This window comes from Mesorhizobium sp. B2-4-15, from assembly GCF_006658505.1.
Lineage (GTDB): Bacteria > Pseudomonadota > Alphaproteobacteria > Rhizobiales > Rhizobiaceae > Mesorhizobium.
The window spans coordinates 26,642-47,072 of the sequence record NZ_VFUZ01000027.1; the positions used below are offsets into that span (position 1 = coordinate 26,642).

A 20,431-nucleotide genomic window follows, 5' to 3' on the forward strand; every position below is an offset into this window, starting at 1 on the left:
ATGCAACAATCAGTGATTGTCGCGGGGAATGCCCATTGTATGCGCGACGTCCTGGTATTTCACGGCCGGCTTCAGCACCATGCCGGCCGAGAACTGGTCGACCATGCCGCGCTGGATCTCCTGCCACGGCGTCTGGTGCTTCGGATAGTGATAGCCGCCATTGTTCTGCAGTTCGGCGCGGCGCCGCGCGATCTCGTCGTCGCTGACAAGGATGTTCGCAGTGCCTTTCCGGAGATCGATGCGGACGCGGTCGCCTGTCTTCAGCAGCGCCAACCCACCGCCGACCGCGGCCTCCGGCGAGGCGTTCAGGATCGACGGCGAGCCCGACGTGCCGGACTGGCGGCCGTCGCCGATGCAGGCCAGCGAATGGATGCCCTTCTTGATCAGGTAAGCCGGCGGCTGCATGTTGACGACCTCGGCGCCGCCGGGATAGCCGACCGGACCGGCGCCGCGCATGAACAGGATCGTGTGCTCGTCTATACCTTGCGCCGGATCATCGATGCGGGCGTGGTAATCCTCCGGCCCGTCGAAGACCATGGCGTTGCCCTCGAAGGCTTCCGGATCGTTCGGGTTGGACAGATAGCGTTCGCGGAATTCCGGCGAGATGCCGCTCATCTTCATGATCGCGGAATCGAACAGATTGCCCTTGAAGTTGATGAAGCCGGCATTGGCCTTGAGCGGCTTGTCGACGCTGCGGATGACGTCGGCATTCTCGTTGACGGCGTTCTGGCAATTGTCGCCGATGGTCTTGCCGTTGGCGGTCATGGCGTCAGGATGCGGCAGACGCCCGGCCTTCATGAGTTCGGCCACCACCGCCGGCACGCCGCCGGCATGATGATAGTCCTCGCCGAGATATTCGCCCGACGGCTGCAGGTTGACGATCAGCGGCACGCTGAGGCCGATTTTCTGCCAGTCGTCATTGTCGAGCGGCACGCCGAGATGGCGGGCAATCGCATTGAGATGGATCGGCGCGTTGGTCGAGCCGCCGATCGCGGAATTGACGACGATGGCATTCTCGAAGGCCTTGCGCGTCATGATGTCGGAGGGCTTCAAATCCTCGTGCACCATGTCGACGATGCGTTTGCCCGTCTCGTAGGCGATCTGGCCACGCTCACGGTAGGGCGCCGGGATGGCGGCGGAGCCCGGCAACTGCATGCCGAGCGCCTCGGCCAGCGAGTTCATCGTGGTGGCGGTGCCCATGGTGTTGCAGTAGCCGGTGGAGGGCGCCGAGGAGGCGACGATGTCCATGAACTCGTCATAATCGATCTCGCCGGCCGACAGGCGCTGGCGCGACTCCCAGACGATGGTGCCGGAACCGGTGCGCTTGCCCTTGTGCCAGCCATTGAGCATCGGGCCGACCGACAGCGCGATGGCCGGGATGTTGACGGTGGCCGCCGCCATCAGCAGCGCTGGCGTGGTCTTGTCACAGCCGATGGTCAGAACGACGCCGTCGAGCGGATAGCCGTAGAGCACTTCGACCAGGCTGAGATAGGCGAGGTTGCGGTCAAGGGCGGCGGTCGGGCGCTTGCCGGTTTCCTGGATCGGATGGCAGGGGAATTCGAAGGGAATGCCGCCCATCGAGACGATACCTTCGCGCACGCGCTTGGCAAGCTCGATATGGTGGCGGTTGCAAGGCGAAAGATCCGAGCCGGTCTGGGCGATGCCGATCAGCGGCTTGCCCGACATCAGTTCGGCGCGCGTCAGCCCGTAATTCAGGTAACGCTCCAGATAGAGCGCCGTCATTCCCGGGTTATCGGGATTGTCGAACCACTCCTGCGAGCGAAATTTTTTCTTGTGTGTGGGGGCGCCAGCCATCATGGTCTCCGTATTTGTATGACAAATCGATATGACAACGCGCGGATGCAGGCAAGGGCCACGCGTGATCTGAATCCGGACTTTGGTGCGATAGACATGTATCTGGCCGCGCGCTAGGACCAATCGGCATCAGCAATCCGGGAGGTCTTGATGGCTTTGGTGATCGAAGGCGAGGAACGCATCGCCGCACCCGTCCAGAAAGTTTGGGAGGCTCTGAACGATCCGGCGGTGCTGAAGGAGAGCATTCCCGGCTGCCAGAGCCTGGAGAAGAAATCGGACACCGAGTTGACGGCGACGGTCGTGTTGAAGATCGGGCCGATCAAGGCGACCTTCAATGGCGAAGTGACGCTGAAAAACCTGAAGCCGCCACATGCCTACACCATCCAGGGCGAAGGCAAGGGCGGCGTTGCCGGCTTCGCCAAGGGAGGCGCCGACGTGACGCTGACCGAGGATGGGCCGAACGCCACCGTCCTGAAATACGCGGCCAAGGCCGATGTCGGCGGCAAGATCGCCCAGCTCGGCAGCCGGCTGATCGCATCGACATCGAAGAAACTGGCAGGGCAGTTCTTTTCGACATTCGGTGAGAAGGTGGGCGCGCCTTAGTTGCGGCTCGATTGAAGCCCTACCTATTTAAGGCCGGCGCCGCCCCTATTGCCCTGCCGGGCATTTCTCCCCGTATAGTGACGGGGAGAAGAAGCCCGCGCCGACGGTTCGGCCAATCACCGGCATGGCAGGTTAGGCGCCGAGGTTGAGGCTAGGTCTCTTCTCCCCGTCACTATACGGGGAGAAGGTGCCGGCAGGCGGATGAGGGGCGGCGCCAACCAAGCAGAAAACTACTCAAACACGATGCTTGGCACCGCCGCTTCCGCAGCACCCCGTTCCTCGTTGACCCGGTCCCAGACCTTGGCGGCGATGTCGCGGTAGATTTTCGCCTCGGCGCCATCGGGCTTCGAGACAACCACCGGCGCACCGGCATCCGAGCTTTCGCGGATGCCCATTTCCAGCGGCACTTCGCCGAGGAAGGTGACGCCTAGCCGCTCGGCCTCGCGGCGCGCGCCGCCATGGCCGAAGATGTCGTAGCGCTTGCCGGTATCCGGGGCGATGAAGTAGCTCATATTCTCGACGATACCGAGCAGCGGCACGTCGACTTTCCTGAACATGTTCAGTCCTTTGCGGGCATCGATCAGCGCCAGGTCCTGCGGCGTGGAAACGATGACGGCGCCGGCCAGCGGCACCTGCTGCGCCATGGTCAATTGGGCGTCGCCGGTGCCGGGCGGCATATCGACGACGAGCACGTCTAGTCGTCCCCATTCGACCTCGCGCAGCATCTGCGTCAGCGCCGACATCACCATCGGGCCGCGCCAGATCATCGGCGTCTCCTCGTCGACGAGGAAGCCCATCGACATCACCTTGAGGCCGTAATTCTCCATCGGTTTCAGGATCTTGCCGTCAACCGTCTGCGGCCGGCCGTGGATGTTGAGGAGCCTCGGCATCGACGGGCCATAAATGTCGGCATCGAGCACGCCGACCCGCAGGCCGTTGGCGGCGAGGCCAAGCGCCAGGTTGACGGCGGTGGTCGACTTGCCGACGCCGCCCTTGCCCGAGGCAACCGCGATGATCGCCTCGATGCCAGGCACGCCGCGCTTGCCCTGGCTGTGCGAGGCGGGGGCATGCGGAACGGGACGTTGAGGCGCCGCGGATGGCGTCGGCCTTGGCGCCTGGCGCTGCGGGACCGGCGCTTCCATGCCGCCGCCCTTCTTTTCCGCCGTCAGCGCCACCACGGCGCCGGCGACTCCTGGGATCGCCTTGACGACCCGCTCGGCAGCGGCGCGCAACGGCTCCATTTCCTGCGCACGGGCGGCCGGAACCGTGATCGAGAAGAACACTTTCGAATCGGCGATGAATATCTCGGACACCATGCCCAGGTCGACGATGTTGCCGGTGAAATCCGGCCCGTTGACCGTCTTCAGGCGCTCGACGACGATTTCCTTGGTTACGGCCATGATCTTTCCCTTGGCTTTTGCCGGTTCAGATAATGCAGTTTCCGGACGGAACCAAGCTGCATCGGCCTGCCCTGAAAAAGATAGAGGCACATCGCCGCATCCATCCGGCCGCATTCCCCGCCGCCGGCCAGACAAATCGGCATGTGACCGTCGTCAACAGGCCATGCAGCGCTATTTCGATGATCGGCATGAGAACGACAACCAGGAAAGGAGACGGTCATGCTCGAAAACAGCAACGCGACGGCCAATCTGGCGGTGAAGGATATGGCAAAAGCGAAGGCCTTTTATGAGGGAACGCTCGGCCTCAAACAGGTCGACGACATGGAAGGCGAACTGGTCGTGTACAAGAGCGGCGGCACCCTCATCAACGTCTATCATTCGCAATTCGCCGGCACCAACAAGGCGACGGCGGTCACCTGGACTGTCGGCGACCAGATCGAGCCGATCGTCAAGTCGCTGAAATCGAAGGGTGTCGCCTTCGAACACTACGAGATGCCCGGCCTGTCGCTCGAAGGCGACATCCATGTCGGCCACGGCATGAAGGTTGCCTGGTTCAAGGATCCTGACGGCAACATCCTGAACCTCGTGGACAAATAGCGATGGCCACGCAGCAACGGCCACCCCCTGCCTGACGGCGGGATTGTGTCGTGGTGACGCCGGCACCATCTGGCGCAGCCGTCCCGCGCCCGATAGCTTGCGTCGATGATCGACAAGCTGGAATTCTTCATCGCGTTGGCCAAGGAGGAGCATTTCGGCCGGGCGGCTGAAGTGTGCGGCGTCACCCAGCCGACCTTGTCGGCCGGCATCAAGCAGTTGGAAGGCCAGCTTGGCGTGATGCTGGTGCTGCGCGGCTCGCGCTTCCAGGGCCTGACGCCGGAAGGCAAGCAGGTGCTGGTGTGGGCGCGCCGCATCGTCGGCGACTCAAGAACCATGCGCGAGGAGATGCGGGCGGCGCGCCACGGCCTTTCCGGACGCATCCGCATCGCCGCCATCCCCACGGCCCTTGCCATGGTGGCACGGCTGACGACACCGTTTCGGGCCAAGCACCCCGGCGTCACCTTTTCGGTGCTGTCGCGCACATCAATAGAGGTGCTGTCGCTGCTCGGCAATTTCGACATCGACGCCGGCATCACCTATCTCGACAACGAGCCGCTCGGGCGGGTGACCAGCGTGCCGCTCTACGATGAGCGCTATCAGCTGATCACGGCTGTCGGGAACCCCTATTTCGACCGCGACAAAGTGACATGGGCGGAGCTCAGCAGCCTACCGCTCTGCCTCTTGACGCCGGATATGCAGAACCGCCGCATCATCGACCAACATCTGGCCGAAGCGGGCGTGCAGATGCGACCGACGCTGGAATCCAATTCGATGATCGTCCTGTTCTCGCACATCCGGACCGGTAAATGGTCATCGATCATGCCGCTCAACCTCGCGGAAACATTCGGCTTTTCCGAGCCGATCCGGGCCATCCCGATCGTCGAGCCGGACGCCAGCCACACGGTCGGGCTGGTGGCGGCGCCGCGCGAGCCCCACACGCCGCTGGTGCAGGCGCTGCTGGACGAGGCGATGGCGCTGGCAGACGATTTCCGTGCCCATCGCTAGGCTAGAAGTGGCGGCTGACGACGCTTGATAGAATATTTCTATCGAACAACGGAATGGCTTTATTGATTTCGGAGGTTTCCTCTGATTTCTTAAGCACTTAGCGATATTGCGCCTATGCATGTCGTTGCCCCAAAACCGCTTCAGCTTTTGGGCGACATATATATATTGGACGCCACGACCAGGGAGGGCGCTGCATGACGATGCAGCCTGCAAGTACCGAGATCGCATCGCGCACGGCGGCGATCATTCAGGAGTTGAAGGACCTCGAGGGTCCGCTGCTGCCGATCCTTCACGGCATCCAGGAAGAATTCGGCCATGTGCCGCAGGACGCCCTGCCCGTCATCGCCGACGGGTTGAACCTGTCGAGGGCCGAAGTCCACGGCGTCGTGACCTTCTATCATGATTTCCGTGCCCGGCCGGCCGGCCGCCACGTGCTCAAGCTCTGCCAGGCGGAAGCCTGCCAGTCGATGGGTTCCGATGCGGTCGCCGCCAAGGTCAAACAGTTGCTCGGCATCGATTTCCACGAGACCACCCGCGACGGATCGGTTACACTCGAGCCGGTCTATTGTCTCGGGCTTTGCGCCTGTTCGCCATCGGCGATGCTCGACGGCGAGGTGATCGGGCGGCTCGATGACGACAAGATCGACGAGATCGTTGCCGAGGTGCGCTCATGATCCCCCGCATCTACATTCCCGGCGATTCCGGTGCGCTCGCGCTCGGCGCCGAAAAGGTCGCCAAGGCTGTTCGCGCGGAACTCGCCGAGCGTGGCATCGAGGCCAAGATCGTACGGAACGGCTCGCGCGGCGCCTATTTCCTCGAACCGATGGTCGAGGTGGCGACCGCCAATGGCCGCGTCGCCTACGGGCCGGTGAAGCCCTCCGACGTCAAGAGCCTGTTCGACAGCGGCTTCCTCACCGGCGGCCACCACAAGCGCTGGCTGGGCGCGCCGGACAAGATCCCGTTCCTGGCCAAGCAGACCCGTCTGACCTTTGCCCGTTGCGGCATCAACGACCCGCTGTCGCTCGACGCCTACAAATCGCTCGGCGGGCTGAAGGGCCTGCAGAACGCGGTGGCGATGGCGCCAGCCGATATCGTCAAGCAGGTGACGGAGTCCGGCCTGCGTGGACGCGGCGGGGCCGGTTTCCCGACCGGCATCAAATGGAAGACGGTGCTCGATACGACATCCGAGCGCAAATACATCGTCTGCAACGCCGACGAGGGCGACAGCGCCACTTTCGCCGACCGCATGATCATGGAAGGCGATCCCTTCGTGCTGATCGAAGGCATGGCGATCGCCGGCATCGCCACCGGCGCCACCAAGGGCTTCGTCTATATCCGCTCGGAATATCCGCATGCGGTGGCGACGATGAACAAGGCCGTCGAAATCGCCCGCGAGGCAGGCGTGCTCGGCGTCAACGTGCTGGGTTCCCCCAACGCCTTCGACATGGAAATCCGCGTCGGCGCCGGCGCCTATGTCTGCGGCGAGGAGACCTCGCTCTTGAACAGCCTGGAGGGCAAGCGCGGCGTGGTGCGCGCCAAGCCGCCGCTGCCGGCGATCCAGGGTTTGTTCGGCAAGCCGACGGTAATCAACAACGTCATCTCGCTGGCTTCCGTCCCGATCATCATGGACAAGGGCGCCGCCTTCTACAAGGATTTCGGCATGGGCCGCTCGCGCGGCACGATCCCGATCCAGATCGCCGGCAACATCAAACATGGCGGCCTGTTCGAAACGGCATTTGGCCTGACGCTGGGCGAGATCGTCGACGATATCGGCGGCGGCACGGCGACCGGGCGTCCGGTGAAGGCGGTGCAGGTCGGCGGGCCGCTCGGCGCCTATTTCCCGCGCGCGCTGTTCGACACTCCGTTCGACTACGAGGCTTTCGCGGCGAGGGACGGTCTGATCGGCCATGCCGGCATCACCGTCTTCGACGACACCGCCGACATGCTGAAGCAGGCGCGCTTCGCCATGGAGTTCTGCGCCATCGAAAGCTGCGGCAAGTGCACGCCCTGCCGCATCGGTTCGACGCGCGGGGTGGAGACCATCGACAGGCTCGCCGCCGGTATCGAACCGGAAAAGAACCTGGCTCTGGTCACCGACCTCTGCAACACGATGAAGTTCGGATCGCTGTGCGCGCTGGGCGGCTTCACGCCCTACCCGGTGATGAGCTCGATCACGCATTTCCCCGAGGATTTCAAGCCCGCGCCGGCGCGCGTGGCTGCTGAATAGGAGCTGGCAGATGAACATCAAGGCCGACTTCCCGACGCTCATCGAAGAGCTCGACTACGGAACCCCGGAATCGAAAGCGACCAAGCAGATCACGCTGACCGTCGATGGCCGCAGCATCAGCGTGCCGGAAGGCACCTCGATCATGCGCGCGGCGATGGAGGGCGGGGTCGAAATCCCGAAACTCTGCGCCACCGACATGCTGGACTCTTTCGGCTCCTGCCGCGTCTGTCTGGTCGAGATCGAAGGGCGCGGCGGCACGCCGGCCTCCTGCACGACGCCGGTCGGCGAAGGTATGATTGTACACACGCAGTCGGATCGCCTTGACGCCATCCGCCGTGGCGTCATGGAGCTCTATGTTTCCGACCATCCGACCGGCTGGAACGAAAAGGCCGGCACCGGCGCCAGCGAGTTCGACACGGTGGCGAAGTCGGTCGGCCTGACCGAGAACCGCTACGGCATCGAGGGGCGCAACCACGTCAAGCAGGAAGACGGCATCGCGCCCGGCCATGGCTCGCTGGCGGTCGACTACATCGCCCGTGATGAATCGAACCCTTACTTCACCTATGATCCGGCCCAATGCATCGTCTGTTCGCGCTGCGTGCGGGCCTGCGAAGAGGTGCAGGGCACCTTCGCGCTGACCATTGAAGGCCGCGGCTTCGAATCGCGCATGGTCGCCGGCATGCACGAGGATTTCATCGCCTCGGAATGCGTGTCGTGCGGCGCCTGCGTGCAGGCCTGTCCGACCGATGCGCTGCGCGAGAAAACCGTGCTCGAGAAGGGGCTGCCGGAGCGTTCTGCTGTCACCACCTGCGCCTATTGCGGCGTCGGCTGCTCGTTCAAGGCCGAGGTAAAGGGCGACGAGGTCATCCGCATGATGCCCTACAAGGAGGGCAAGGCAAACCACGGCCACTCCTGTGTGAAGGGCCGTTTCGCCTACGGCTACGCCACCCACAAGGACCGTATCCTGTCGCCGATGATCCGCGAGAAGGTGAGCGATCCCTGGCGTGAAGTGAGCTGGGAAGAGGCGATCGCCCATACGGCGAAGGAATTCCGCCGCATCCAGTATCAGTACGGACGCGCTTCCATCGGCGGCATCACCTCCTCGCGCTGCACGAACGAAGAGACCTACCTCGTCCAGAAGCTGGTTCGGCAGGGCTTCCGCAACAACAATGTCGACACCTGCGCGCGCGTGTGCCATTCGCCGACCGGCTACGGCCTTGGCCAGACCTACGGCACCTCGGCCGGCACGCAGGATTTCGATTCCGTCGAATTCACCGACGTCGCCGTCGTCATCGGCGCCAATCCGGCTACCGCCCATCCGGTGTTCGCCTCGCGGTTGAAGAAGCGGTTGCGCGAGGGCGCCAAGCTGATCGTGCTCGATCCGCGGCGCACCGAGATGGTCAAGTCGGCGCATGTTGAGGCAGAGTACCACCTGCCCTTGAAGCCCGGCACCAATGTGGCGGTGCTCACGGCGCTGGCGCATGTCATCGTCACCGAAGGTCTTTTCGACGAGGAATTCATCCGCGAACGCTGCGACTGGGCGGAGTTCCAGGATTGGGCATCGTTCGTGGCCCTGCCGGAAAACAGTCCCGAAACCGTCGGCAAGCTGTCCGGCGTCGATCCTGAACTGATCCGCGGCGCGGCCCGCCTCTACGCCACTGGCGGTAACGGCGCGATCTACTACGGCCTTGGCGTCACCGAGCACAGCCAGGGTTCGACCACGGTGATGGCGATCGCCAACCTTGCCATGGCCACCGGCAATATCGGCCGGCCCGGCGTCGGCGTGAACCCGTTGCGCGGCCAGAACAATGTGCAGGGTTCCTGTGACATGGGCTCCTTCCCGCACGAATTGCCCGGCTATCGCCATATCTCCGGTGAAGCCGTGCGCGACATCTATGAGAGCCTGTGGGGCGTGAAGCTCGACGACGAGCCGGGCCTGCGCATCCCCAACATGCTGGATGCCGCCGTCGATGGCACCTTCAAGGGCATCTACATCCAGGGCGAGGACATTCTGCAGTCGGACCCCGATACCAAGCATGTCGCCGCGGGCCTCGCCGCGATGGAATGCGTGGTCGTGCACGATCTCTTCCTCAACGAGACGGCGAACTACGCGCATGTGTTCCTGCCGGGCTCGACCTTCCTCGAAAAGGACGGCACCTTCACCAATGCCGAGCGCCGCATCAACATGGTGCGCAAGGTGCTCGAGCCCAAGGCGCGCTACGCCGATTGGGAGGCGACGCAGGTGCTTGCCCGCGCCATGGGGCTGGACTGGAACTATCAGCATCCTTCCGAAATCATGGACGAGATCGCCAAGACGACGCCGAGCTTCGCCAACGTCTCCTTCGAACTGCTCGACCGTGTCGGATCCGTGCAATGGCCCTGCAACGACAAGGCGCCGCTCGGCACCCCGATCATGCATGTCGACGGGTTCGTGCGCGGCAAGGGCAAGTTCATCCGCACCGAATATGTCGCGACGGATGAGAGGACCGGGCCGCGTTTCCCGCTGCTGCTCACCACCGGGCGCATCCTCAGCCAGTACAATGTCGGCGCGCAGACGCGGCGTACCGACAATGTCATGTGGCACTCGGAGGACCGGCTGGAAATCCATCCGCACGATGCCGAGAACCGCGGCCTGCGCGATGGTGACTGGGTGCGGCTGACCAGCCGTTCGGGCGAGACGACGCTGCGGGCGCTGATCACCGACCGGGTGTCGCCCGGCGTGGTCTACACCACCTTCCACCACCCGGACACGCAAGCCAACGTCATCACCACCGACTTCTCCGACTGGGCGACCAACTGTCCGGAGTACAAGGTGACGGCGGTCCAGGTCGGTGCCTCCAACGGGCCGTCGGACTGGCAGCGTGACTATGAGGAGCAGGCGCGCAACAGCCGGCGCATCGCTCCGCTGCAAGCGGCGGAGTAGTCTTGAGCGCGCGCCGCAAAGCCACGACACAGATCTCGCGGCTGGCGCACCGCGCCAGCGGCACCGCTGCCGCCAACCGCATGGTGCCGGAGGAGACGCCGGTGGCATTCTCCTTCGCCGGCACCACCCATGCGGTGATGATGGCAAGCCCGGCCGACTTCGAGGATTTCGCGCTCGGCTTCTCGCTCACTGAAGGCATCATCGCCGCTCCGGACGAGATCGAGGCGATCGAGGTCGAGGATCTCGGCGCCGGCATCGACATCCAGATCCGCTTGAAGGATCAAGCCAATACACGCTTCGAAGCGCGGCGGCGGCGGCTTGCCGGGCCGGTCGGCTGCGGGCTCTGCGGAATCGAATCCATTGAGGAAGCGATGCGTTCGGTCGACGCCGTCGGTGCGTCAAGGCTTACGCTTGAGGCGAATGATATTACCCGCTCGGTCAAACTGCTGTCCAAGATGCAGCCGCTGCACAGCGAAACAGGCGCGGTGCATGCCGCCGGCTTCTACATACCGGGCAAGGGTGTCGTCATGGCGCGCGAGGACGTCGGCCGCCACAATGCGCTGGACAAGCTGGCCGGCGCGCTGGCGAAAGCCGGCGTCGATGGCGCTTCGGGTGCCGTGATCGTCACGTCACGCGTCTCGGTCGAGATGGTGCAGAAGACGGCGGCGATCGGCTCTGCCTTCATCGTCGCCGTCTCGGCCCCGACCGCGCTGGCCATCCGCACCGCACAACAGGCCGGCATGACGTTGGTGGCGTTGGTGCGCGGCGACGATTTCGATGTTTTCACCCAGCCCGACCGCGTGGTTTTCGGAGTTACCCAGCATGTCGCATGACGAAGATCACATCATGAGCACCAGCGAAAAGCTGATACGCATGGCCAACCAGATCGCTGCCTTTTTCCATTCCAGGCCGCGCGAGGAAGGCATTACCGGCGTTGCCGAGCACATCAACAAGTTCTGGGAGCCGAGGATGCGGCGGCAGTTCTTCGAGATGCTGGACAGCGGCGCCGAAGGCTTCGACGAACTCGTCGTGGTAGCCTCCGCCAGGATCAAGCGCCCAATCACGCCGGCCGAGGCGGATTTGAAACTCGGGCTCAAGGTTCCTCCGGGCGACGCTGCCGCATCGCAGAAATAGCCGGGGGCCTGACGGCCTTATATTTCTTTCCGCTAAAGTTTAAGCTGCCGCCATCGACGCGGCTCTGCTATGGTCGGCGATCAGAAATCGTCAGGCCAGGCGGAACAACTCGTGAGGCCGATCGAGACTCGATATGCAGTCAGTGGCGAGGTGCGGATCGCTTATCAGGTGGTCGGCCAGGGGTCGCTTGATCTCGTTTTCATCCCTGGTTTCATTTCCAATCTCGACCTGCATTGGGAAGACGAGGGCTATACCAGGCTCCTGAAACGGCTTTCGGCATTCTCGCGGCTGATCCTGTTCGACAAGCGTGGCACGGGTCTTTCCGACCGTGTCGATATCCATCACCTGCCCAGCCTCGAAACCCGCATGGACGATGTGCGCGCGGTGATGGACGCGACCGGCAGCGGCCGGGCCGCATTGCTCGGGGCCTCCGAGGGCGCGCCGATGGCAATGCTGTTTGCCGCCACCTATCCGGAGCGGACGCGAGCACTGGCGCTCTATGGCGGCTATGCGCATTTCCACAAATGGGTGATGCCGCCCGAACGGCTCGAGGCCTTCATCGAAACGGCCGAAACGGGCTGGGGCACCGGCGCCACCTTGCCCAATTTCGCACCCGGCCGGGTGGATGACCCGCATTTCTCGACCTGGTGGGCACGCTTCGAGCGCCAGTCGGCGAGCCCGACCGCGGCGGCGGCACTGGCACGGATGAACGCGGAAATCGATGTGCGCGGCGTGTTGGCGGCGATCAGCGCGCCAACGCTGCTGATCCACCGCCGCAACGATGTCCGGGTCGATCCCGACGCCAGCCGATTCCTGGCCAGGAATATCCCGAATGCGCGGCTGGCCGAGATCCCGGGACGCGACCATCCAATCTGGACCGGCGATGTTGACCGGGTGGCCGACCTGATCGAGGAATTCCTCACCGGCGAATGCGCGGTGACGGAAGCCGAACGCGTCCTGGCAGCGCTGCTGGTGACGCGCATCTACGACACGGCAAGGCTTGGCGACCGGATGTGGAGCGAACGCAGCCAGCGCTTCCAGGAAACATGGCGAACGCTTGTCGGGCGCCATGGCGGGCGCTGCGTGGATATGCATGGCGAAATGATGATTTCTCGTTTCGACGGGCCAGGGCGTGCCTTGCGTTGCGCGGCGGCGTTGCGCGAAGCTGCACAGCAAATCGGCGTGGCGAGTGCCCAGGGCGCGCATGTCGGCGAGATCGAGGCGCGCGGGCCACCGGCCGGATTGACAGGCCGCGTGACAATGCACCTCGCCACCCATGCCGGGCGCGGCGACATACTGGCGTCGCGGCTGGTCGCTGACCTGGCAGCCGGCTCCGGGCTTCATTTCGCCGACGCCGGCCGCATCAGCATCGACGAGTTGGACGAGCCCATGGCACTTGTCCGGGCGATGTCCGAACAGCATCTGGAACCGGCCTGCCGCCCCAAGGCCAAGGCGACCGAGCCCGCTTGCCTGACGGCGCGCGAGAGCGAGGTCGTGAATCTGATCGCCGCCGGCAAGAGCAATGCCGCGATCGCCGCCGAACTCAGGCTGAGCGAACATACGGTCAAGCGCCATGTCGCCAACATACTGCTCAAGCTCGACCTGCCATCGCGGGCGGCGGCGGCGGCATTTTCCGTCAGGCACACTGGCCTGGATGGGCCATGAGGGCCATGGCGCTTTCGGGCGAAGCGGCCATACCGATGCAGGCGCTATCAATTCCCCCATGCAGGCCAGGCGGATGTAGCCGGTAAAGCACTGCGAACGGAGGATGAAATGCTCAAGTCGAAACTGAATGTCAGATCACTTGTGATCGCGGCAGGCATTGGCGCACTGTCCGCGATCTCTCCCGCAAAAGCCGAGGACGCATCGGCGACAGCCGCCTACAAGGACATCCAGGCGACGCTCGGCTCGGTGCCGGACATGTTCAAGACACTGCCTGACGTCGCCATTGCAGGCGCCTGGGCCGAGATCAAGGGCGTGCAGCTCAACCCCAAAACCGCACTCGACGGCAAGACCAAGGAATTGATGGGCCTCGCGGTCGCCTCGCAGATCCCATGCCAGTACTGCATCTATTTCCACACCGAGGCGGCCAAGCTCAACGGCGCCAGCGACGAGGAGATCAAGGAGACGATCGCGATGGCGGCAATCGTGCGCCATTGGTCGACGATACTCAACGGCAGCCAGGTCGATCTGGCGACCTTCAAGAAGCAGACCGACGACGTGTTCGCGGCGGTCAAGGCAAAGTCGCAATGAACGACACTGCCCGTCGATGGACGTCGGGCACTTCCCGACATCAACCGCCCGACCGCGAAGACGGGCCATGGAGGATAAAATGTTGACCAAGACCCACGCAGTGGACGGCACAGCGATCAAGAGGGCGATCGAAGGCCGTGACGGCAAGATGCTGTCGGGCTTCTATGCCGACGATGCAACGGTGCGGGTGATCGACCGCAACAATCCGCCGAGCAAGCCGCGCGAGATCCGCGGCCGCGCGGCGATCAGCATCTTCTGGGACGACATCTGCAGCCGGGCCATGACCCACAAGGTCGACGCCACCGTCGCGGAGGGCGACAGCCTCGCCTTCACCCAGGCCTGTGCCTATCCTGACGGCACGAAAGTGTTCTGCGCGTCGATGCTCGAGCTGAAGGACGGGCGCATCGCCCGGCAGACCGTCGTGCAAGCCTGGGACGAGTAGTCAACCGCGGAAGCCTGTCAACCCCGATCGAACGGGATGGAGCTGTCTCAGTGCCGGAGCACGCCCTCAAAATCGGATGCCACTTTTCGGGATCATGCTCGGCCGTAACCGGAGGAGAAGAAAAATGTTCAGCGCCAGATGGCAGATCGATGCCAAGTTCGGACACAAGCAGACCGTGCTCGAATTGATGAAGAAATGGGAGCGCGAGATCGGCTCACAAGTCGGTCTCGCCGACCTTGAGTTTCGGATCATGACCGGCTCGATCGGCGCCCGGGAGGCGACGGTCGAATCCCATCACCAGGTCGAGAGCCTGGCCCAGTTGGAGGCGTTATTCGCCAAGATCGCCAAGATCGACGCGCACGCCAAATGGGGCAAGGAGATGGAGCCCTATGTCGTGTCGGGGACCAGTCTCTGGCAGATTTTCCGCATCGTCGAATAGAAGCGGTCGAGCGCCGGAAGAGGTCTGCGAGCACCATGGAAAAGGGTAGCAGCGACGGGCGGCCACCTTCGTGGTGCAAGCAACCCAAGCGCGAGGGCTCGGGCATCCCGCAGCTTGCGGGAGCCAGCCTATGGCTCTCATGGGCCATCATACCATTGGCCCTTTCGGGCGAAGCAGCGGAGAATCAGATCGGTGCAATGTGCCGTTCCTGCGCCATCCCTACGCACCCGCCGGATGGGCGGCACAAACAACTAACAAGATTAGTCCTCGCGGCGAAGCCGCATGGCGCGGGCGCGACCAGGGAGAAAACCGATGACCGACGGAACCCATGCAAAACTGCGTGAAGGCCTGCGCGGAGAGCTGATCCTGCGCGAGGATGGCGGATATGACGAGGCGCGCAGGGTCTATAACGGCATGATCGACAAGCGCCCGCTGCTGATTGCGCGCTGTGCCGATGTCGCCGACGTGATCACCGCGGTGACGTATGCGCGCGACAACGACCTGCTGATCGCCGTGCGCAGCGGAGGACACAACGGTGCCGGATTGGGGATTTGCGACAATGGCCTCGTCATCGACCTGTCGATGATGAAGGGAGTTCATGTCGATCCGAAAACCCGGACTGTGAGGGTCGCACCCGGTTGCACTTCGGGCGACGTGGACCACGCCACCCATCCTTTCGGGCTCGCCGTTCCGTTCGGCATCGTCTCGACCACGGGCGTCGCCGGCCTTACGCTCGGCGGTGGAACGGGCTATCTCACGCGCAAGTATGGCCTCACGATCGATAATCTGATCGAGGCCGATCTGGTGCTGGCCGATGGCAGCATGGTAAGGGCGAGCAAAAGCGAGAATCCCGACCTGTTCTGGGCGCTGCGGGGCGGCGGCGGCAATTTCGGCGTTGTCACCAGCTTCCTGTTCCAGGCCCATCCCGTGAACATGATCTTCGGCGGCCCGGTGTTCTGGGAGGCCAAGGACGCGCCGGCGGTCATGCGTACCTATCGCGATTATCTGCCCGAGGCACCAGAAGAGCTCGGCGCCTTTGTCGGGTTGAAGTCCGTCCCCTCGACAGATCCCTTCCCGCGCGAGTATTGGGGCAAGCGCGTCTGCGCCATCATCTCGTGCTACAACGGTACGGAGGAGGAGGGGCGCAAGGCCATGGCACCGCTGCTGGACACCTTGCCGCCGCCGATCTTCAACTGGATGGGCGTAATGCCGTTCCCGGCGCTGCAGTCGCTGTTCGACCCGCTCCTTCCGAAAGGCCTGCAATGGTACTGGAAGGGCGACTTCGTCAAATCGCTTCCCGACGAAGCCATCGCGACCCATATCGCGCAGGCCGCCCAGGCGCCCAGCGAATTGTCGCTTATGCACCTCTACCCGATCGACGGCGCCGTGCGCCGCGTCGGCAAGGACGAGACCGCCTGGAACGCACGCGACGCAAGCTGGTCAATGGTCATAGCGGCCATCGATCCCGATCCAGGCAAGGCCGCCGACCTGACCAAATGGGCCAAGAACTACTGGGCGAGCATCCATCCCCACAATGGCGAAGGCGGCTACGTGAATTTCATGATGGATGACGAAGGGGAGGCACGCTTGCGGGCGAGCTATGGCGCGAATTACGAGCGGCTGAGCCAGGTGAAGCGGACCTATGACCCATCCAACGTCTTCCGGGTCAACCAGAACATCAAGCCCGCGACATCGGCGGAGCCGGGTAGGACGGCCGCATAGCTGCCGGGCCGCTGGTGCTCGTCTGTCCTTTGGGTCACATTCTCCCCGTGAACGGCGTTTACGGGGAGAATGGAAGCCGTGACTACATCAGGCCAAGCTGCTTGTAGAAGCCGAGCGCGTCGTAATAGTCGCTCTGGGTCGCGATCTTGCCGTCCTTGACGGAAAACATCGAGGCGCCGGTGAAGGAGAACTTCTTGCCGGTCGCGGCCGTGCCATCGCCCCAGGACCCGGTGTTGGTGCCGGAAAATTCCCATTCGAACGCAACGCGGTCACCGTCGATGACGGGCTTGCCCTTCATCGTCCACACCGCGTCTGGGACGGCCTTGAGGAAATTGTCGATGACGCCCGTCTTGGCGGCTTCCTTGCCGGTGACCGGCTTGCCTACGGAAGCATCGTAATAGGTGACCTCGTCAGCGAAATAACCGGCGGCCTTGGCCGAGTCATGCGCATTCCAGGCGGCGACATAGGCTTCGACCACCGCTTGCGCGGTATCGGCTGCGAAGGTTGGCGATGCGGCCAATAGTGTGGCGGCGACGGCTGCGGATGTCAGAAACTGGCGGCGATGCATGGTTCGTTCCTCCCTGGTTGAATGCCTGCGCTTTTTCGAAAATGTTACGTGTGCGCCACCATGACATGGCGCACGGCGGTATAGTCCTCCAGCGCGTAGAGCGACATGTCCTTGCCATAGCCGGACTGCTTCAGTCCGCCATGCGGCATCTCGTTGGTCAGCATGAAGTGGGTGTTGATCCAGGTGCAGCCATATTGCAGGCGGGCAGCCGTCGCCATGGCGCGCGAGACGTCCTTGGTCCACACCGATGACGCCAGGCCATAGTCGCTGTCATTGGCCCATTTCACCGCCTCGTCGACTTCCGAGAAGCGGGTGACCGAGACGACCGGGCCGAACACTTCACGGCGCACGATCTCGTCCTCCTGCAGCGCGCCGGCAACGACGGTCGGCTGGTAGTAGAAGCCGGTGCCCTCGCCCGGCTTGCCGCCGGTGGTGATCTCGATGTGCTTCAATTCGGACGCGCGCTCGACGAAGCTCGACACGCGGTCGCGCTGGCGGCGCGAGATCAGCGGGCCGATCTCGTTCTCGGTATCGTCAGGGCGATCGTACTTGATGGTCGAAACGGCCGAGGAAAGGTCGGCGACAAGCTTGTCGTAGACCTTCTTGCCGGCATAGATGCGGCAGGCGGCGGTGCAGTCCTGGCCGGCATTGTAGTAGCCGAAGGCGCGCAGGCCGTTGACCACAGCACCGAGATCGGCGTCGTCGAAGACGATGACGGGCGCCTTGCCGCCAAGCTCGAGATGCGTGCGCTTGACCGACTTGGCGGCGGCCTGCAGCACCTTCTTGCCGGTGGCGACATCGCCGGTGATCGAGATCATGTTGACCTTGGGATGGTTGATCAGCGTGTTGCCGACGCTGTCGCCACGGCCAAGCACGACATTGACCACGCCTTCCGGCAGGATCTCGGCAAGGATCCTCGCCAGCTTCAGCGCCGTCAGCGGCGTTTGTTCCGACGGCTTGAAGACGACCGTGTTGCCGCCGCCGATCGCCGGCGCCAGCTTCCAGGCCATCATCATCAGCGGATAGTTCCATGGCGCGATGGAGGCTACGATGCCGATCGGGTCGCGCCGCACCATCGAGGTGTGGCCGGGCAGATATTCGCCCGCGACCTGGCCAGGCATTGAGCGGACCGCGCCGGCAAAGAAGCGGTAGCAGTCGACGATCGCCGGGATCTCGTCATTGAGCACGGCATTGATCGGCTTGCCGCAGTTCAGGGCCTCGAGTGCCGCGAAGTCCTTCGCCTCGGCCTCGATACGGTCGGCGATCTTGAGCAGGTAACCCGAGCGCTGCGCCGGCGTGGTGCGCGACCACAGGACGAACGCCTGTTCGGCGGCACCGACGGCCGCCTCGATTTGCGCTGGGCTGGCTTCGGGCAGGTTGAGAATGTTGGCCCCGGTCTTCGGATTAAGGATCGGCTCCTCGGTTTCGGTGCCCTTCTCGAATTTCGAGCCGATCAGCATCTGGGTGTCCATGGACGTCTCTCCCTTATGAACTGGCGTTATTTGCCCGAACCGGCGATCTGGTCGCCGTCGCGGGTCAGGTAATAGGCAAGCAGGATGGGGAGCAGCGTCACCAGCACGACGACCATGGCCACGACATTGGTGACCGGGCGCTGGCGCGGGCGGATCAGTTCCTCCAGCATCCAGATCGGCACGGTCTGCTGCTGGCCGGCGGTGAAGGTGGTGACGATGACCTCATCGAACGACAAAGCGAAGGCCAGCATGCCGCCGGCAAGAAGCGCGGTTGCGATGTTGGGCAGCACGACGTGCCGGAAGGTCTGGAAACCGTCGGCGCCGAGATCCATCGAGGCCTCGATCATCGAGCCCGAGGTGCGGCGGAAGCGGGCGACCGCGTTGTTGTAGACGACGACCACGCAGAAAGTGGCGTGGCCGAGCACGATCGTCCAGAACGAGAAGGGGATGTCGGCCAGCGCAAAGGCCGAGCGCAGCGCGATGCCGGTGATGATGCCGGGCAGAGCGATCGGCAGGATGACCAGCAGCGAGATTGTCTCGCGGCCGAAGAATTTCGTCCGCGACACCGCGGCGGCGCAAAGCGTGCCCAGCACCAGCGCAATCGTGGTCGAGATGGCGGCGACGCGCACCGACAGCGACAGCGCCTGCCAGACGTCGGGCCGGTTCCAGGTGACGGCGAACCATTGGGTGGTGAGCCCTGGCGGCGGCCAGACGAAACTCTTCTCCTCCGTGGTGAAGGCATAGACGAAGATCAGCAGGATCGGCAGGTGCAGGAAGAGCAGGCCGCAGGCGGCTGATATCTTCAGGCCGAGGGGGGCGGATTGGCCACGGTCAGAGCGCATCGAAGGCTCCCATGCGCTTGGCGCCCCAGAGGTAGAACCCCATGATGACGATGGGTACCACGGTGAAGGCGGCGGCGAGCGGAATGTTACCGGCCGTGCCCTGCTGCGAATAGACCGCCTGGCCGATGAACAGGCGCGAGGTGCCGATGATCTGCGGGATGATGTAGTCGCCCAATGTCAGCGAGAAGGTGAAGATCGAGCCGGCGACGATGCCAGGCAGCGCCAGCGGGAACAGCACGTTGCGGAAGGTCTGGCCGGGCGAAGCACCGAGATCGGACGAGGCTTCCACCAGGTTGCCGGGCACGCGTTCGAGTGCCGCCTGCACCGGCAGGATCATGAACGGCAGCCAGACATAGACGAAGACGATGAAGGTGCCGGTGAACGACACCGACAACGAGTTGCCGCCGACGACCGGCAACGACAGCCATGCATCGAGCAGCCACGACAGATTGAGCTTGGCGAGCAGCCAGGTCAGGATGCCTTCCTTGGCGAGGATCAGCTTCCAGGCATAGATCTTGACCAGGTAGCTCGACCACAGCGGCAGCATGACGCCGAGATAGAACAGCGCCTTCCAGCGGCCGCGCGCATAACGCGCGGCATAGTAGGCAATCGGGAAGGCGACGATGGCCGAGGCCAACGTGACCAGCGCCGCCATCGTCACCGTACGCAGGATGATGTCGAGATTGGCGGCCTGGAACAGGTCGCCATAGGTCTTCAGCGTGAACTGGCGGTTGATGAGGCCGGAGTACTCGTCGATGGAAAAGAAGCTCTGGGCCAGCAGGGCGAACAGCGAGCCGATGTAGACGATGCCGAGCCACAGCACAGGCGGCATCAGCATCAGCAGGAGCAGGAATTGCGGCCTGCGCCATAACAGGTCCGACAGCGCGCCGCGCATGCCGCCGCTGCCCGGCAGGATGGCGGGGGCTGGATTGGAGTTGAGCGCCGCGACTGTCATGACATAGCCGTGGCGATTGGTTCAATGGCGGCAA

19 protein-coding genes are annotated in these 20,431 nt (G+C 63.7%); 13 read left to right on the plus strand and 6 right to left on the minus strand.

Features of this window, described 5'->3' with window-relative positions:
- Positions 1–9: 9 nt before the first annotated feature.
- Positions 10–1,815 carry an IlvD/Edd family dehydratase gene (locus FJ930_RS25025; RefSeq protein ID WP_141840548.1) on the minus strand — a complete coding sequence of 602 codons (1,806 nt, stop codon included), beginning with the start codon at positions 1,813–1,815 and terminating at the stop codon, positions 10–12.
- A 150-nt stretch (positions 1,816–1,965) separates the two neighbouring features.
- On the opposite strand from FJ930_RS25025, the gene FJ930_RS25030 reads away from it, so the two are divergent.
- On the plus strand, positions 1,966–2,418 hold the full coding sequence (locus FJ930_RS25030; protein ID WP_141840517.1) for a carbon monoxide dehydrogenase subunit G: 453 nt from the start codon (positions 1,966–1,968) through the stop codon (positions 2,416–2,418).
- A gap of 230 nt (positions 2,419–2,648) precedes the next feature.
- Here FJ930_RS25030 and FJ930_RS25035 read toward each other — a convergent pair whose 3' ends face one another.
- Positions 2,649–3,821 carry an Mrp/NBP35 family ATP-binding protein gene (locus FJ930_RS25035; protein ID WP_246677021.1) on the minus strand — a complete coding sequence of 391 codons (1,173 nt, stop codon included), beginning with the start codon at positions 3,819–3,821 and terminating at the stop codon, positions 2,649–2,651.
- Positions 3,822–4,037: 216 nt separating this feature from the next.
- On the opposite strand from FJ930_RS25035, the gene FJ930_RS25040 reads away from it, so the two are divergent.
- The 12 genes from FJ930_RS25040 (at position 4,038) to FJ930_RS25095 (ending at position 16,560) form a co-directional block, all read left to right on the plus strand.
- The gene (locus FJ930_RS25040; RefSeq protein ID WP_141840519.1) at positions 4,038–4,415 is read left to right on the plus strand and encodes a VOC family protein; all 378 of its coding nucleotides are present in this window, start codon (positions 4,038–4,040) and stop codon (positions 4,413–4,415) included.
- A gap of 105 nt (positions 4,416–4,520) precedes the next feature.
- Positions 4,521–5,420 carry a LysR family transcriptional regulator gene (locus FJ930_RS25045; RefSeq protein ID WP_140744586.1) on the plus strand — a complete coding sequence of 300 codons (900 nt, stop codon included), beginning with the start codon at positions 4,521–4,523 and terminating at the stop codon, positions 5,418–5,420.
- Positions 5,421–5,614: 194 nt separating this feature from the next.
- The gene (locus FJ930_RS25050) at positions 5,615–6,094 is read left to right on the plus strand and encodes a formate dehydrogenase subunit gamma (protein WP_141840520.1); all 480 of its coding nucleotides are present in this window, start codon (positions 5,615–5,617) and stop codon (positions 6,092–6,094) included.
- Positions 6,091–7,647: an NADH-quinone oxidoreductase subunit NuoF gene (locus tag FJ930_RS25055; RefSeq protein WP_141840521.1), complete on the plus strand. Its 1,557-nt coding sequence runs from the start codon at positions 6,091–6,093 to the stop codon at positions 7,645–7,647. The genes FJ930_RS25050 and FJ930_RS25055 overlap by 4 nt, the downstream gene beginning before the upstream one ends.
- Before the next feature lie 10 nt (positions 7,648–7,657).
- A complete protein-coding gene (gene fdhF, locus FJ930_RS25060) occupies positions 7,658–10,570 on the plus strand; it encodes a formate dehydrogenase subunit alpha (protein WP_141840522.1) in 2,913 nt (970 codons plus the stop codon).
- 2 nt (positions 10,571–10,572) lie between these two features.
- On the plus strand, positions 10,573–11,403 hold the full coding sequence (fdhD, locus tag FJ930_RS25065; RefSeq protein ID WP_140744590.1) for a formate dehydrogenase accessory sulfurtransferase FdhD: 831 nt from the start codon (positions 10,573–10,575) through the stop codon (positions 11,401–11,403).
- The gene (locus tag FJ930_RS25070) at positions 11,393–11,704 is read left to right on the plus strand and encodes a formate dehydrogenase subunit delta (protein WP_140744591.1); all 312 of its coding nucleotides are present in this window, start codon (positions 11,393–11,395) and stop codon (positions 11,702–11,704) included. The genes fdhD and FJ930_RS25070 overlap by 11 nt, the downstream gene beginning before the upstream one ends.
- 111 nt (positions 11,705–11,815) lie before the next feature.
- Positions 11,816–13,369 (plus strand): alpha/beta fold hydrolase, encoded by a 1,554-nt coding sequence (locus FJ930_RS25075; RefSeq protein ID WP_141840523.1) that lies wholly within the window; start codon positions 11,816–11,818, stop codon positions 13,367–13,369.
- Positions 13,370–13,477: 108 nt separating this feature from the next.
- Positions 13,478–13,957: a carboxymuconolactone decarboxylase family protein gene (locus tag FJ930_RS25080; protein ID WP_141840524.1), complete on the plus strand. Its 480-nt coding sequence runs from the start codon at positions 13,478–13,480 to the stop codon at positions 13,955–13,957.
- 79 nt (positions 13,958–14,036) lie between these two features.
- Positions 14,037–14,399, plus strand: a complete 363-nt coding sequence (locus FJ930_RS25085) for a nuclear transport factor 2 family protein (protein WP_141840525.1) — start codon at positions 14,037–14,039, stop codon at positions 14,397–14,399.
- Between the two features lie 124 nt (positions 14,400–14,523).
- Positions 14,524–14,838 (plus strand): hypothetical protein, encoded by a 315-nt coding sequence (locus FJ930_RS25090; protein ID WP_140744595.1) that lies wholly within the window; start codon positions 14,524–14,526, stop codon positions 14,836–14,838.
- A 312-nt stretch (positions 14,839–15,150) separates the two neighbouring features.
- Positions 15,151–16,560: an FAD-binding oxidoreductase gene (locus FJ930_RS25095; RefSeq protein WP_141840526.1), complete on the plus strand. Its 1,410-nt coding sequence runs from the start codon at positions 15,151–15,153 to the stop codon at positions 16,558–16,560.
- An 82-nt stretch (positions 16,561–16,642) separates the two neighbouring features.
- On the opposite strand, the gene FJ930_RS25100 is transcribed toward FJ930_RS25095, so the two are convergent.
- The 4 genes from FJ930_RS25100 to FJ930_RS25115 are packed head-to-tail and all read right to left on the minus strand — an operon-like array spanning position 16,643 to position 20,337.
- The gene (locus FJ930_RS25100) at positions 16,643–17,128 is read right to left on the minus strand and encodes an ester cyclase (protein WP_141840527.1); all 486 of its coding nucleotides are present in this window, start codon (positions 17,126–17,128) and stop codon (positions 16,643–16,645) included.
- A 44-nt stretch (positions 17,129–17,172) separates the two neighbouring features.
- Positions 17,173–18,600: a gamma-aminobutyraldehyde dehydrogenase gene (locus FJ930_RS25105; RefSeq protein ID WP_141840528.1), complete on the minus strand. Its 1,428-nt coding sequence runs from the start codon at positions 18,598–18,600 to the stop codon at positions 17,173–17,175.
- 26 nt (positions 18,601–18,626) lie between these two features.
- The gene (locus FJ930_RS25110; RefSeq protein WP_141840529.1) at positions 18,627–19,442 is read right to left on the minus strand and encodes an ABC transporter permease; all 816 of its coding nucleotides are present in this window, start codon (positions 19,440–19,442) and stop codon (positions 18,627–18,629) included.
- A complete protein-coding gene (locus tag FJ930_RS25115) occupies positions 19,432–20,337 on the minus strand; it encodes an ABC transporter permease (protein WP_210243453.1) in 906 nt (301 codons plus the stop codon). Before FJ930_RS25115 ends, FJ930_RS25110 begins: the two co-directional genes overlap by 11 nt.
- Positions 20,338–20,431: the final 94 nt, after the last annotated feature.

Excerpts from the sequence above, each read along its gene's own strand:
- FJ930_RS25025 (WP_141840548.1), bottom strand. The coding sequence starts at position 1,815 with ATGGCTGGCGCCCCCACACACAAGAAAAAATTTCGCTCGCAGGAGTGG.
- FJ930_RS25030 (WP_141840517.1), top strand. The coding sequence starts at position 1,966 with ATGGCTTTGGTGATCGAAGGCGAGGAACGCATCGCCGCACCCGTCCAG.
- FJ930_RS25040 (WP_141840519.1), top strand. The coding sequence starts at position 4,038 with ATGCTCGAAAACAGCAACGCGACGGCCAATCTGGCGGTGAAGGATATG.
- FJ930_RS25045 (WP_140744586.1), top strand. The coding sequence starts at position 4,521 with ATGATCGACAAGCTGGAATTCTTCATCGCGTTGGCCAAGGAGGAGCAT.
- FJ930_RS25050 (WP_141840520.1), top strand. The coding sequence starts at position 5,615 with ATGACGATGCAGCCTGCAAGTACCGAGATCGCATCGCGCACGGCGGCG.
- FJ930_RS25055 (WP_141840521.1), top strand. The coding sequence starts at position 6,091 with ATGATCCCCCGCATCTACATTCCCGGCGATTCCGGTGCGCTCGCGCTC.
- fdhF (WP_141840522.1), top strand. The coding sequence starts at position 7,658 with ATGAACATCAAGGCCGACTTCCCGACGCTCATCGAAGAGCTCGACTAC.
- FJ930_RS25070 (WP_140744591.1), top strand. The coding sequence starts at position 11,393 with ATGTCGCATGACGAAGATCACATCATGAGCACCAGCGAAAAGCTGATA.
- FJ930_RS25080 (WP_141840524.1), top strand. The coding sequence starts at position 13,478 with ATGCTCAAGTCGAAACTGAATGTCAGATCACTTGTGATCGCGGCAGGC.
- FJ930_RS25085 (WP_141840525.1), top strand. The coding sequence starts at position 14,037 with ATGTTGACCAAGACCCACGCAGTGGACGGCACAGCGATCAAGAGGGCG.
- FJ930_RS25090 (WP_140744595.1), top strand. The coding sequence starts at position 14,524 with ATGTTCAGCGCCAGATGGCAGATCGATGCCAAGTTCGGACACAAGCAG.
- FJ930_RS25095 (WP_141840526.1), top strand. The coding sequence starts at position 15,151 with ATGACCGACGGAACCCATGCAAAACTGCGTGAAGGCCTGCGCGGAGAG.
- FJ930_RS25100 (WP_141840527.1), bottom strand. The coding sequence starts at position 17,128 with ATGCATCGCCGCCAGTTTCTGACATCCGCAGCCGTCGCCGCCACACTA.
- FJ930_RS25105 (WP_141840528.1), bottom strand. The coding sequence starts at position 18,600 with ATGGACACCCAGATGCTGATCGGCTCGAAATTCGAGAAGGGCACCGAA.
- FJ930_RS25110 (WP_141840529.1), bottom strand. The coding sequence starts at position 19,442 with ATGCGCTCTGACCGTGGCCAATCCGCCCCCCTCGGCCTGAAGATATCA.
- FJ930_RS25115 (WP_210243453.1), bottom strand. The coding sequence starts at position 20,337 with ATGCGCGGCGCGCTGTCGGACCTGTTATGGCGCAGGCCGCAATTCCTG.